The organism is Flavobacterium dankookense, assembly GCF_004362665.1.
Classification (GTDB): Bacteria; Bacteroidota; Bacteroidia; order Flavobacteriales; family Flavobacteriaceae; genus Flavobacterium; species Flavobacterium dankookense.
This window is the reverse complement of sequence record NZ_SNXR01000015.1, coordinates 137,310-150,741: the sequence shown is the minus strand read 5'-3', so window position 1 is coordinate 150,741 and position 13,432 is coordinate 137,310. Positions and strand designations below refer to the sequence as shown.

Below are 13,432 nucleotides of genomic sequence, written 5' to 3'. Positions count from 1 at the left end.
TTCTAATTAGTTTATATTATTATTTTGTTTGAAAAATATAGTTAAAAAACTAATTATCTATTACTCATTGCAGAAAGCATTCCACCATAAACGTTGTTCAAAGATGACAAGTTTGATGTTAACGATTGCATTTGATCTTTTAATTTTAAATTGTTTTCAGCAACTTCATTGTTGATTTGTGCATTTCTTTCAGCACTTTGTAACTGAACTTGGTATAAACCATTTAAAGTTTCTAATTGTGTAGCTGCTTTAGTCATTTCTTCAGCATATTTTTTTGTTGAAGCAACTGAGTCTACAGTTGGAGAAATTGCTTTTGCTGCACCTTCAAAATTTCTGATACTGCTACCTAAGCTTTCCATTAATTGACCATCAATTTTAGCTTCTTTAAGCATGTTGTCTAATTTTTGAGACAATAAACCTTGTGCTTCTGTTGGATCTTCTTTTTTCTTGTCTTTTGCTTTAGCTTCACCACCAGCTAATTCTGGGTAAACTAATGCCCAATCAAGTTCTTTATCAACTGGGTCAAATGCTGATAATCCAAAAATTAATGCTTCAGTTCCTAGTCCTATAATAAGCATCGCACTTGCACCTGGCCAGTGCATTAATTTGAATAATGCTCCAATAATTACAACTGCCGCTCCCATACCGTAAGCGAAATTCATTGTTTTTTTGCTTAATAATGCCATAATAATAATTTTTTTGTTAGTTTAAGTTTATATAATTAAGTTGGTTTAAATACTATTTTCTTGTGTTCCCAGTTACTTGTGTTCCCATGTAATCTTGAACCGTTCTGAATCCTACATAACTTCTAGCAGTATCTGCATATTCAAAATCTCTTGTACTTACTTGCAAGAAGTAAGACACATCTTTCCATGAACCACCACGAACAACTTTACGCATGTTCTTAGTATCAGGTACATTAGGGTTCATTGAAGAAACATACTCGTAAGAAGCAGCATCATAAGACGAGTCTGTCCATTCTGCTACGTTACCTGCCATGTTGTATAAATTATATCCGTTTGGCTCATATGATTTAGCTTCAACAGTATACAAAGCTTGGTCAGCAGCATAATCACCTCTATTTGGTTTAAAGTTAGCTAAGAAACAACCTCTGTCATTTTTGGCATATGGTCCACCCCAAGGGAAAGCTCCAGACTCTAGACCACCGCGAGCAGCATATTCCCATTCAGCTTCAGTAGGTAATCTAAATGTATTGATTAAATCTTTCTTCTTCTTTTTTGATTTGATATAGGCATTTTTATTCAATGTTCTCCATGCACAAAATGCTTTAGACTGCTTCCAACTTACTCCAACTACAGGATAATCTCCATAAGCTTGGTGCCAAAAATAATCATTGTGCATTGGCTCATTGTACGAGTAAGCGAAATCTTTAATCCAAACTGTTGTGTCAGGATAAATTTGCACTTGTTCAGTTTTTATAAATGAACTTCTTTTACCAACTTTAGCTTTTGCCGCAGCTTGTATATCCATGTAAGAATATCTAAATTTTAATTTTCTAACATCAATTGTTCTTAGTCCATTGAAAGACTCTGCAACTGGCAGATACATAGTATCCATAACTTCTGAGTAATATTCATCTGGATACTTGCTAGTTTCCTTGATTAATTTCACTTTTTTGTTAAGTTTTCTACCAGCATACGGATCATCATCTGTTCCTACACTATAGTAGTTCTCATACATGTATTTGTCATAAGGAGTCATTTTAGCAGGATCAGTATCATTGAAAGCAAAATCCCCAATGCTTCCAGTTTTACCACCTTTTCCTCCCGAGCCAGCTGTTTGACCAACTTCATCGGCAAGAATAGCTAATCTAACTCTAGTAATAGAATCTTTAACCCATTCAACAAATTGACGGTACTCACTATTAGTAATTTCAGTTTCATCCATATAGAATGAACGAACTGTAACTGTTTTGGTTGGTGCGTCTTGAACATTAGCTAAATCATCATCTGATTTACCCATGATAAATGCTCCACCTGGAACTAAAGCCATTCCGTATGGTTTTTCGGGATGCCATTTTTTTCCTTTAACTCCTACTAACTCACCTTTGTCGCTGGAACCTCCACAACTTGTTAATAAAGCTAAAACTGATGCAAATGCGATGAACTTCTTCATATAAATTGGGGTTATTAGAATACTCAATTTTTTAGGGCGTAAACCTATTTATAATTTTTGAAAAAAACAATTATTAACTTAAAAATTAATTAACATGCCAAAACTAAAATTAATTTTTCAAACAAAAAAATTTTTTATCGTTAAAAAGCAAAAAATAATCGATAAAGTGCAATATTTAATGTCATTTGTAATCTATTTATTATTTTAATTTAATAATTCAATTTTTATTTAAACTTTTTCTTATTTTTTATTAAACAATATTCTTTCGCTGCGCTTTCCACCATCGTTCTGGTATCTCTTGATTGCAAGCAATTAAATATTCATCATGTGAACATGGTAATAACGTATTTTTTTTCATTTTATTGTGTGTTGTTGAAAAAAAAGGTATTTCTATCCACCATCTTTCTGTTTTATTGCTTTTATAAAACACTAACTCTTGCTCCTCTAAAGGAACTATATACTTAGAATACAAATCTTTAGCCCCAAAAGGATATTCGTTTGAGCGGAAATTTACTCCTTCAATAAAATACCAAATAATTTGTGCTATTAACACTGACTCTTGTTTTGAATTAGTATGATTAAACACTGCAAAACAACTTACCTTATCACTTATTCCAGCATATCTTGCCAAACTACATATTTCTTTTCCATTAAATCCGTTCGGTATAAAGTTAGTGAAATTTCCTGAATCTGAAGACTTTACTGAATTTAAATCTATATTAACTAAATCTGCATCTCTTAAAACGGGTTCCGCTAACGCAATATTATTGCTTATTTCTCCTAATCTGTAGCAATCAAAATATAATTTTTCAATCAAATCTATCTCTTCTTGTGAGTTGTAATAAGTTTGATAACCGATATTACAATAGTTGAAAAGATTATTTGGTTCATCTACAATAATCTTCGACATATAAGAATTTGTTGAAAAACGGTCTTCTTGCTTTCCAAAATCAAATTTTGAGTCAATAGAAACTAAGTTGACCATTTGCTCTAAAGTGTCGTATGCTCTATATAATGGATAAATCAAATCTTGACTTCCTCCTATTATAATAGGTATAATTTCTTTTTTTAATAATCTCGAAACAACCTTTTGCAATGCAAAGAACGTATCTTCAATTGAATTTCCTGGAAGGATATCACCTAAATCAGCAATACTACTTTGCCAATTACCGGGAAATAATCCATAAAACTCCTTTCGGATGAAATCTAAATTGGCTTCTTCAAAAGAGAAACTATCACCTCTGTTTTCTGGAACTCCGATTATAGCAATTTTTATTTTATCTAAATCTGGAAAATCTCTATCTGTATGAAAAGCTATTTTGCTTCCCATATGTTGAGAAGACAATCCATTTGTATATTCTAAAATTTCATTATCAACTGGTGATAAAAAATCAAATTCCATAGCTTATTTCTTTTTTGCTGGTGCTTTTTTAGTTGCGGACTTTTTTGCCGCTGTCTTTTTCTCAGGCGTTTTTTTAGCAATCATTTCTTTTACTTGCTCTAAAGTCAATTTTGAAGCATCAATATCTTTACTCAATTCGATTTTAATTTTCCCTTTGGTAATTTCTGATCTTCCCCAACGTGCTTTTTGAACCAAAATACCTTCTTCGCTCCAGTCATGGATTACTTTGTCTATATCTTTTTGCAATTTTTCTTCGATTAATTCAGCTACATCAGATTGTGATAGATTATCGAAGTTGTATTTTTTATTTACATTAATAAAGATACCGTTCCATTTAAGGAAAGGTCCAAAACGCCCAACGCCTTTTTGAACATCCATATTTTTATAGGTTGCTATTGGCGCATCGGCTTTTACTTTTTCATCTATTAACTCTTTCGCTCTTTCCATTGTTACATCCAATGGCTCTTCTCCTTTTGGCAATGAAATGAATTGTTTTCCAAAGCGAACATAAGGACCAAATCGTCCATTGCTCACTTCTACTTCTTCACCTTTATATTCCCCAAGTGATTTTGGTAATAAAAACAACTTCAATGCTTCTTCAAGGGAAATGTTACCCATATTTTGCTCTGGACGTAAGCTTGCAAACTGTTTTTCTTCATCATCTGCATCGCCTATTTGAGCCATTGCACCAAACTTTCCGAGACGAACTAAAACTGTTTTACCAGATTCTGGATGTTTTCCTAATATTCTTTCTCCACTTTCTCTATCTGCATTTTTCTCTACTTCAATTACATTTGGATGGAACTTATTGTAGAAGTCTTGCATCATTTTTGCCCAGTCGATGTTTCCTTCGGCTATTTCGTCAAAGTCTTGCTCCACTTTGGCAGTGAAATTATAATCTAGAATGGCTTCGAAATTTTTTACTAAAAAGTCGTTTACAATGGTTCCAATGTCTGTTGGTACTAACTTTCCTTTATCTGAACCTGTCATTTCGGTTAAAACTTGACTTTTAACTTCGCCACCTTTTAGTATCATTTGATTGTACTTTCGTTCAGCACCTTCAAAACTTCCTTTTTCAATATACGTTCTTGCGATGATAGTTGAAATGGTTGGCGCATAAGTAGAAGGACGACCAATGCCTAGTTCTTCTAGCTTTTTTACTAAAGCTGCTTCGGTGTAGCGACTTGGTGGTTGCGTAAAACGTTCTCTTGACGTAATTACAGTATTCAATAATTTTTCGTTGACTTTTAAGGCTGGCAACATACCTTCTTGCTCTTCATCATCGTCATCGTTACCTTCGAGATAAACTTTTAGAAAACCTTCGAATTTGATAACTTCTCCTGTAGCTTGAAAAACTTCGCTATGGTTATTGGCTTCAATTTTTACGTTGGTTCTTTCTAATTCCGCATCGCTCATTTGCGAAGCCAGTGTTCTTTTCCAGATTAAATCATAAAGACGCGCTTGGTCTCTATCTATATTAACTGTATGGCGTGACATGTCTGTTGGACGAATGGCTTCGTGTGCTTCTTGTGCGCCTTTACTTTTGGTTGCAAATGTTCTTGGTTTAGAATATTGGCTACCGTATGATTTTGTGATTTCGGCTTGTGCCGCTTCTGATGCTTCTTTGGAAAGATTCACGCTGTCTGTTCTCATGTAGGTTATCAATCCAGATTCGTATAATCGTTGTGCTAATTGCATGGTGATTCCGACAGGAAGGTATAACTTACGTGCTGCTTCTTGTTGTAATGTAGAAGTTGTAAACGGTGCAGCAGGTGATTTTTTTGTTGGTTTGGTTTCTAAATCGGCTACTTTATAGGTAGAACCGATGTTTTTGTTTAGAAAATCTTCGGCTTCTTTTTTAGTAGCGAAGTTTTTTGGTAATTTGGCTTTCACCACTTTTCCAGCTTCGTTTGTAAATTCGGCTGTAACTGAATAAGATGCTACTGCTTTGAATTCTTGGATTTCTCTTTCGCGTTCTACTATTAAACGCACCGAAACGGATTGTACACGACCAGCAGAAAGTCCGCCTTTTACTTTTTTCCACAATACAGGTGACAATTCGTATCCTACTAAACGGTCCAATACTCTACGAGCTTGCTGTGCATTTACTAAGTTATAATCGATTTCGCGAGGATTATCGATGGCTTTTAGGATGGCGTTTTTAGTGATTTCGTGAAAAACAATTCTTTTGGTTTTGGCTTTGTCTAATTTTAGTTCTTCCGCTAAGTGCCAAGAAATGGCTTCTCCTTCGCGGTCTTCATCGGAAGCAAGCCAGACTATATCGGCGGTTTTGGCTAGACCTTTAAGTTTGGTAACTAATGCTTTTTTATCGGCGGAGACTTCATACTTTGGTTTAAAACCATTGGCTACATCTACTCCTATTTCCTTGGAAGGCAAGTCGGCAATGTGTCCGTAACTTGATTCAACTTGGTAGTCTGTTCCTAGAAATTTTTCGATTGTTTTAGCCTTAGCTGGTGACTCTACGATAACTAAATTCTTTGCCATATCACGATTGTTTGTGCGGACAAATGTAATTGTTTTTTTTAAATTACCGATTTAGTGTTGTTTTTTAACGGGGAAATGATTTTTTGGAAACTAAAAAAAGAGTTGAAATGGTTTGCGCCATGTTTGGAACGCTCTGCGCCATGTTTGAGATGCTTTGCGCCGTGTTTGGAAAGCTCTGCGCCGTGTTTGGAAAGGTTTGCGCCGTGTTTTAGAGAAAATACTACCTCCACACTCTACTAGTTTTTGAAACTTTACTGAAATTATAATTGATTGTCATTTAGCCCCGATTGAAGTGGAAATCCTGTCATTGCGATTTTGAATTGTTAGATGTTACTGCTTTCTTCCTCGCAATGACAGATTGTAACGGAAAGCGGGAAAATGGTTTCCAAAAAAGCCAGAACGGGTCGCTTCAAAAACTTTTGTTAAACGTTATCTGCCATCTTGTCATATTTTATAATTTAGTATTATCTTTGCTTCCCGATTTAGCGAAGAATATTTTATGGAAAAAGAAATTGATGAGAAAAAACAAGGCACATCGCTTGTTTTAGAGAATAAAGAAGGTAATACAAAAAAGCTTTTTATAGAAAGTTATGGCTGTGCGATGAATTTTTCGGACAGTGAGATTGTAGCTTCTATCTTGACGGAGCAAGGTTATAACACGACACAAAATTTGGAAGAAGCCGATTTGGTTTTGGTTAATACATGTTCTATCCGCGACAAGGCGGAAATGACGGTGAGAAAGCGTTTGGAGAAATATAATGCGGTGAAACGCAGTATAAATCCGGGTATGAAAGTTGGCGTTTTAGGCTGTATGGCGGAACGATTGAAAGACCAGTTTTTGGAGCAAGAAAAAATCGTTGATATGGTTGTTGGTCCTGATGCTTACAAGGATTTGCCTAATCTTTTGAAAGAAGTGGAAGAAGGACGCGATGCGATAAATGTTATTCTTTCAAAAGACGAAACGTATGGCGATATTGCTCCGGTTCGTTTGAATAGTAACGGTGTGAATGCGTTTGTTTCTATTACTCGTGGTTGTGATAATATGTGTACGTTTTGTGTGGTTCCGTTTACTCGCGGACGTGAGCGCAGTCGTGAACCACAAAGTATTATAGAAGAAATTCAGGATTTGTGGAATAGAGGTTTTAAAGAAGTTTGTCTTTTAGGTCAAAACGTGGACAGTTACCTTTGGTATGGCGGCGGTTTGAAGAAAGATTTTGTAAAAGCTACCGATATGCAAAAAGCTACGGCTACTGATTTTGCTCAACTATTGGAACAATGTTCGATTGCTTTCCCAAAAATGCGTTTTCGCTTTTCGACTTCTAATCCGCAGGATATGCATGAAGAAGTGCTTCATGTGATTGCTAAATACGATAATGTTTGTAATTACATTCACTTACCCGTTCAAAGCGGAAGCACTCGTATATTAAAAGAGATGAATCGTCAGCACACTCGTGAAGAATATATGGAATTGGTGGATAAAATCAAGCGTATTATTCCAGATTGTTCGATTTCGCAAGATATGATTACGGGTTTTCCAACAGAAACAGAGGAAGATCATCAAGATACGTTGAGTTTAATGGAATATGTAGAATATGACTTTGGTTATATGTTTGCTTACTCTGAACGTCCAGGAACTTTGGCAGCGAGAAAGATGGAAGATGATGTTCCAGAAGAAACAAAAAAACGTCGTTTGCAAGAAGTGGTTGATTTACAACAGATTTTAAGCGAAAAAAGAACAAAACGTTTCTTAGGTCAAACAGTAGAAATTTTGATTGAAAAAGAATCGAAGAAGTCAGACCAACATTGGAGTGGAAGAAATTCTGAGAATGTAGTAGCCGTTTTCCCGAAAGGTGATTATAAAGTTGGGGATTTTGTAATGGTGAAAATTAGTGATTGTACAACGGCGACATTGATTGGTGAAGCGGTTGGGTATGGTCCAATGCAAACTAATTGATTATAAATACTGAAATAAATTCAAAAAGAGATTGCTTCGTGCCTCGCAATGACATATGGAATCAGTTCAAAGTATAAAACAACGATTTGAAATTATTGGGAATGACCCAAAATTGAATCGTGCTATCGAGAAAGCAATTCAGGTTGCGCCAACCGATATTTCGGTATTGGTTGTTGGAGAAAGTGGTGTTGGAAAAGAAAGCATTCCGAGAATTATTCATTCACTTTCGCACAGAAAACATGGAAAATACATTGCTGTAAACTGTGGTGCTATTCCAGAAGGAACAATTGACAGTGAGCTTTTTGGTCACGAAAAAGGCGCTTTTACTGGGGCAACAAATACGCGTGAAGGGTATTTTGAAGTTGCCGATGGCGGAACGATTTTCTTGGACGAAGTTGGAGAATTACCGTTAACAACCCAAGTTCGTTTGCTTCGTGTTTTGGAAAACGGCGAATTTATAAAAGTTGGTTCGTCACAAGTTCAAAAAACGAATGTTCGCATTGTTGCTGCAACGAACGTTAATATGTTTGACGCGATTGAAAAAGGAAAATTCCGTGAAGATTTATATTATCGTTTGAGTACGGTTGATATTCCGTTGCCGCCATTGCGCGACAGGAAAGACGATATTCATTTGTTGTTTAGAAAATTCGCAGCTGATTTTGCTCATAAATATAAAATGCCACCGATTAAATTGAGTGACGATGCCATTCAGTTTTTACAAAAATACCGTTGGAGTGGAAACATTCGTCAGTTGCGAAACGTTGCCGAACAGATTTCAGTATTAGAAACCAACCGAGACATTACGTTAGCGACATTGCAATCGTATTTGCCGATTGAAGGCAGTAATTTACCATCGGTAGTTGGCGGAAAAAAATCGGATGGTGATTTTTCTACCGAAAGAGATATTTTATATAAAGTGCTTTTTGACATGAAAAGCGATTTGAATGATTTGAAAAAATTAACCATGGAATTGATGAAAAATGGTGCCAAAGTACAAGACATCAATCCAAGTTTAATTCAAAAAGTATATGGTTCAACAACAACCGAAAGCGAAATTCATTTTGAAGAAGAACCACGAATGAATGTAATTCCGAAACATAATGAAACGCATCAAGAAGAATTTGACGATGAAGATGATGATAATCATTATCTTGTAGCAGAAACTATTGAAGAGGAAGAAGTTTTAAAATTGGAACAAAAAGAAATTGAATTGATAAAGAAATCTTTGGAACGCCACAAAGGAAAACGCAAAGCCGCAGCCGATGAATTGGGAATTTCTGAAAGAACACTTTATCGAAAAATTAAACAATTTGATTTGTAATTTAATTGATAATTAACAATTAGAAAAATATATCTTTGAAACTTCTATGAAAAACATAAAATACATTCTATTATTATTTGTTGCTTTTTGCATCAGCAGTTGTTCCGTTTATAACTTTACTGGAACAGGAAAAATTGATGCCAAAACTTTTCAAGTGAATTATTTTCAAAATAATGCCGACTTGATTGAGCCTGGAATTGAAAGAACATTTACGTTGCGACTGCAAGATTTAATTCAAAATCAAACCAATTTGAATTTAACGACTTCCAACGGTGATTTAATGTATGAAGGAGAAATTACTCGATTTAATGTAACTCCAATGACAGCAACTGCGGATATTAGAGCGGCACAAAACCGTTTGACAATAGCAGTCAATGTTCGATTTACAAACAAAAATAAAGAAGAGGATAATTTTGAAAAAAGCTTTTCGTTTTTTGATGATTTTCCAGCAAACACACCATTAACTGGAGAACAACTAAACCGATCATTAGAAGTTATTTTTGAGCGAATCACACAAGATATCTTTAATGAATCGTTAGCAAAATGGTAATTTCCAATCAAGTTGGAAATGACAGTTTATAGTTTTTTTTGCAATTTGATGACTAACATAACAACGGACAAACAATAACAAATAACAAAAATTGAACCTAACCGATTATACATATCTTCTCAACAAACCTGACGCTATAAGCGAGAAACAGGCAGAAACCCTAGAAAATGTAATCGAGGAATTTCCCTATTTTCAAAGCGCACGAGTAATGCGATTAAAGCATCTTTACAACCAAGACAGTTATAAATACAATTATGCGTTAAAAGTTGCCGCAGCTTACACCACAGATAGAAGCATGCTTTTTGATTTTATCACTTCTGATAATTTTGTAGCAGTTCAAAAAGGATTGTATGAAAAAAAATTAGAGGAATTGATGAACATGCATGTTTATGAAAGCGAAATCGTGTTGGCCGAACCCGCTTTACTTGAAAACCAAAACACGCTAGAAAATTCGATTAAGAATTCCATCAAAGAAGCAACAACAGAGGAAGAAAAAGCAACCGAAAAACTAGCTATTGGCAAACCATTAGAATTCACCAAAGACGAAAAACATTCCTTCCAAGAATGGTTGCAATTAGCACGTTTCAAACCGATTATTAGAGAAGCAGAAAAATCAGTCACCGAAATTGAAATCAGCGTTGAAAAACAGAAAAAAATAGAGTTGATTGATAAGTTCATAGAGAACAATCCGAAAATTACACCTATTTCAAAAGATGCTCAAAACATCGTAATTGAACAAAAAACAGAAGACACTACCTATTTAATGACCGAAACTTTAGCGCGAGTTTATTTGGAACAAAAAAAATATTCAAAAGCAATTCAAGCATATGAAATATTAATTTTGAAATATCCAGAAAAAAGTAGTTTCTTTGCAGACCGAATTTCGGATATAAAGATTTTACAACAAAATAATAAATAATAATGAGTACATTTTCAATCTTTTTAGTATTAATAACAATTGTTTGTTTCCTATTAATCATTGTGATTATGGTTCAAAATCCAAAAGGTGGCGGACTTTCTTCAACTTTTGGTAGCTCATCACAACTTGGTGGCGTTCAGAAAACAACTGACTTTTTAGATAAAAGCACTTGGACATTAGCAGCAGTATTAATAATGTTAATATTAGCTTCAAGTTTAAGTTTTACTGGAACTTTGAGCGATTCTAATTCAAAAATTATTGACGAATCATCCATTTCAACTCCAGCAAAACCTGCTGAAACTCCAGCTACAACAACTCCAGCAAAACCTGCTGAAGAAAAAAAATAAGAGTTAGATAAACTCATAAAGAAAGTCTCGACCAAAATCGGGACTTTTTTTATGAAAAATTTGGAGCGAATTGCTTGGGTATTTTTGGCATCCATTTTCCTTGCTTCCATTCTATCTTTTTCTTTCCAAGAAAAAGGATGCCATTTCAGCAAGGGCTAATTGATAAACAACTTACCCTTTTGTCAACTTTGCCTATCTTCGCTGAAAAATTGTCAGTTTTACCCAATTGGCACAGTTTCTGACTAATAAAAAGCAACAACAAAATTTTAATAAATCATAAAAATATACACATTATGGCATTAAACATTAAACCGCTTTCAGACCGCGTAATTGTGGAACCAGCAGCAGCCGAAACACAAACTGCTTCTGGAATTATCATTCCCGATACAGCTAAAGAAAAACCACAAAAAGGAACTGTTCTTGCTGTAGGAAATGGTAAAAAAGACGAACCAATGACTGTAAAAGTTGGCGACACCGTTCTTTATGGTAAATACGCAGGAACCGATTTAAAATTGGATGGAAAAGATTATTTAATTATGAGAGAAGACGATATTCTTGCAATCATCTAAAATTAGAATTTAGAAATTAGAATTCAGAAAATGAATTTTAATTTTCTAAGCACAAAGTTCTAAATTCATAAATCTAAATTCAAAAATTAATTAAAAAATGGCAAAAGATATAAAATTCGATATTGAAGCACGTGACGGATTAAAACGTGGTGTTGACGCTCTAGCAAATGCAGTAAAAGTGACTCTTGGACCAAAAGGTAGAAATGTAATTATTTCAAAATCATTTGGCGGACCAACAGTAACTAAAGATGGTGTTTCTGTAGCTAAAGAAATAGAATTAAAAGATCCATTAGAAAATATGGGCGCGCAAATGGTTAAAGAAGTAGCGTCAAAAACTAATGATTTAGCTGGAGACGGAACTACAACTGCAACAGTCCTTGCACAAGCAATTGTAAAAGAAGGTTTAAAAAACGTTGCTGCTGGAGCAAATCCAATGGATTTAAAACGAGGAATCGACAAAGCTGTTGAAGCAATCGTTGCTGACCTTGGAAAACAAGCGCAAGAAGTGGGTTCTTCTTCAGAAAAAATTAAACAAGTAGCATCAATTTCGGCTAATAACGACGAAGTTATTGGTGATTTAATTGCAACTGCTTTTGGAAAAGTTGGAAAAGAAGGTGTTATTACTGTTGAAGAAGCAAAAGGAACTGATACTTACGTAGATGTTGTAGAAGGAATGCAATTTGACAGAGGTTATTTATCACCTTATTTCGTTACCAATCCAGAAAAAATGAATGTTGAATTGGAAAATCCATACATTCTTTTATACGATAAAAAAGTATCTTCATTAAAAGAATTACTTCCAGTTTTGGAACCAGTTGCTCAATCTGGAAAACCATTATTAATTATTGCAGAAGATGTTGACGGTGAAGCTTTATCAACTTTGGTTGTAAACAAACTTCGTGGCGCATTGAAAATTGCTGCTGTAAAAGCTCCAGGTTTTGGTGACAGAAGAAAAGCAATGTTAGAAGATATAGCTATTTTAACTGGTGGAACTGTAATTGCAGAAGAAAGTGGTTACACACTAGAAAATGCAACTTTAGAAATGCTTGGAACAGCAGAAAAAATCTCAATCGATAAAGACAATACTACAATTGTAAATGGTGCTGGAAATGCCGATTTAATCAAAAACAGGGTAAACCAAATCAAAGGTCAAATGGAAACTACGACTTCTGATTATGATAAAGAAAAATTACAAGAACGTTTGGCTAAATTGGCTGGTGGAGTTGCAGTTCTCTATGTTGGAGCTGCTTCAGAAGTAGAAATGAAAGAGAAAAAAGACAGAGTTGACGATGCATTACATGCTACTCGCGCGGCTGTTGAAGAAGGAATTGTTGCTGGTGGAGGCGTTGCTTTATTAAGAGCAAAATCTGCTTTAACATCAATAAAAGCAGACAACGCTGATGAGGCTACTGGAATTCAAATTGTTTTTAGAGCTGTAGAATCTCCTTTGAGAACTATTGTTGAAAATGCAGGTTTAGAAGGTTCTGTTGTGGTTGCAAAAGTATCTGAAGGAAAAGAAAATTTCGGTTACAATGCAAAAACAGACGAATATGTTGACATGCTAAAAGCTGGAATTATCGATCCTAAAAAAGTAACTCGTGTAGCTTTAGAAAACGCAGCATCAGTTGCAGGAATGATTTTAACTACAGAATGTGCTTTAATTGACATCAAAGAAGAAAATGCTGGAGGAATGCCAATGGGCGGAGGAATGCCTGGAATGATGTAAAAT

11 protein-coding genes are annotated in these 13,432 nt (G+C 34.8%); 7 read left to right on the top strand and 4 right to left on the bottom strand.

Annotation, left to right across the window (positions count from 1 at the left end):
- Positions 1-53: 53 nt before the first annotated feature.
- The 4 genes from porL to topA all read right to left on the bottom strand — a co-directional run bounded on the left by porL (position 54) and on the right by topA (position 6,043).
- Entirely contained in the window at positions 54-686 is a 633-nt protein-coding gene (gene porL / locus BC748_RS10980; RefSeq protein WP_133533542.1) for a type IX secretion system motor protein PorL/GldL, read from the bottom strand.
- A gap of 52 nt (positions 687-738) precedes the next feature.
- On the bottom strand, positions 739-2,136 hold the full coding sequence (porK, locus tag BC748_RS10975) for a T9SS ring complex lipoprotein PorK/GldK (RefSeq protein WP_133533541.1): 1,398 nt from the start codon (positions 2,134-2,136) through the stop codon (positions 739-741).
- Positions 2,137-2,386: 250 nt separating this feature from the next.
- The gene (locus BC748_RS10970; protein ID WP_133533540.1) at positions 2,387-3,538 is read right to left on the bottom strand and encodes a formimidoylglutamase; all 1,152 of its coding nucleotides are present in this window, start codon (positions 3,536-3,538) and stop codon (positions 2,387-2,389) included.
- Positions 3,539-3,541: 3 nt separating this feature from the next.
- Complete coding sequence (gene topA, locus BC748_RS10965; protein WP_133533539.1) at positions 3,542-6,043, bottom strand: type I DNA topoisomerase; 2,502 nt, start codon at positions 6,041-6,043, stop codon at positions 3,542-3,544.
- Between the two features lie 499 nt (positions 6,044-6,542).
- Here topA and miaB point away from each other — a divergent pair, with 499 nt between their 5' ends.
- The 7 genes from miaB to groL all read left to right on the top strand — a co-directional run bounded on the left by miaB (position 6,543) and on the right by groL (position 13,429).
- On the top strand, positions 6,543-7,997 hold the full coding sequence (gene miaB / locus BC748_RS10960; protein WP_133533538.1) for a tRNA (N6-isopentenyl adenosine(37)-C2)-methylthiotransferase MiaB: 1,455 nt from the start codon (positions 6,543-6,545) through the stop codon (positions 7,995-7,997).
- Between the two features lie 55 nt (positions 7,998-8,052).
- Entirely contained in the window at positions 8,053-9,318 is a 1,266-nt protein-coding gene (locus tag BC748_RS10955) for a sigma-54 interaction domain-containing protein (RefSeq protein WP_133533537.1), read from the top strand.
- 46 nt (positions 9,319-9,364) lie between these two features.
- On the top strand, positions 9,365-9,868 hold the full coding sequence (locus BC748_RS10950) for an LptE family protein (RefSeq protein WP_133533536.1): 504 nt from the start codon (positions 9,365-9,367) through the stop codon (positions 9,866-9,868).
- 91 nt (positions 9,869-9,959) lie between these two features.
- Complete coding sequence (locus BC748_RS10945) at positions 9,960-10,787, top strand: tetratricopeptide repeat protein (RefSeq protein ID WP_133533535.1); 828 nt, start codon at positions 9,960-9,962, stop codon at positions 10,785-10,787.
- Between the two features lie 2 nt (positions 10,788-10,789).
- Positions 10,790-11,134, top strand: a complete 345-nt coding sequence (secG, locus tag BC748_RS10940; RefSeq protein WP_133533534.1) for a preprotein translocase subunit SecG — start codon at positions 10,790-10,792, stop codon at positions 11,132-11,134.
- A gap of 293 nt (positions 11,135-11,427) precedes the next feature.
- Positions 11,428-11,703, top strand: a complete 276-nt coding sequence (locus tag BC748_RS10935; RefSeq protein ID WP_035125548.1) for a co-chaperone GroES — start codon at positions 11,428-11,430, stop codon at positions 11,701-11,703.
- Positions 11,704-11,800: 97 nt separating this feature from the next.
- Positions 11,801-13,429 (top strand): chaperonin GroEL, encoded by a 1,629-nt coding sequence (groL, locus tag BC748_RS10930; protein WP_133533533.1) that lies wholly within the window; start codon positions 11,801-11,803, stop codon positions 13,427-13,429.
- The last annotated feature ends 3 nt before the right edge of the window (positions 13,430-13,432 follow it).

Coding starts and splice junctions, on each gene's coding strand:
- groL (WP_133533533.1), top strand. CDS start 11,801: ATGGCAAAAGATATAAAATTCGATATTGAAGCACGTGACGGATTAAAA.
- secG (WP_133533534.1), top strand. CDS start 10,790: ATGAGTACATTTTCAATCTTTTTAGTATTAATAACAATTGTTTGTTTC.
- topA (WP_133533539.1), bottom strand. CDS start 6,043: ATGGCAAAGAATTTAGTTATCGTAGAGTCACCAGCTAAGGCTAAAACA.
- porL (WP_133533542.1), bottom strand. CDS start 686: ATGGCATTATTAAGCAAAAAAACAATGAATTTCGCTTACGGTATGGGA.
- porK (WP_133533541.1), bottom strand. CDS start 2,136: ATGAAGAAGTTCATCGCATTTGCATCAGTTTTAGCTTTATTAACAAGT.
- BC748_RS10970 (WP_133533540.1), bottom strand. CDS start 3,538: ATGGAATTTGATTTTTTATCACCAGTTGATAATGAAATTTTAGAATAT.
- miaB (WP_133533538.1), top strand. CDS start 6,543: ATGGAAAAAGAAATTGATGAGAAAAAACAAGGCACATCGCTTGTTTTA.
- BC748_RS10935 (WP_035125548.1), top strand. CDS start 11,428: ATGGCATTAAACATTAAACCGCTTTCAGACCGCGTAATTGTGGAACCA.
- BC748_RS10950 (WP_133533536.1), top strand. CDS start 9,365: ATGAAAAACATAAAATACATTCTATTATTATTTGTTGCTTTTTGCATC.
- BC748_RS10955 (WP_133533537.1), top strand. CDS start 8,053: ATGGAATCAGTTCAAAGTATAAAACAACGATTTGAAATTATTGGGAAT.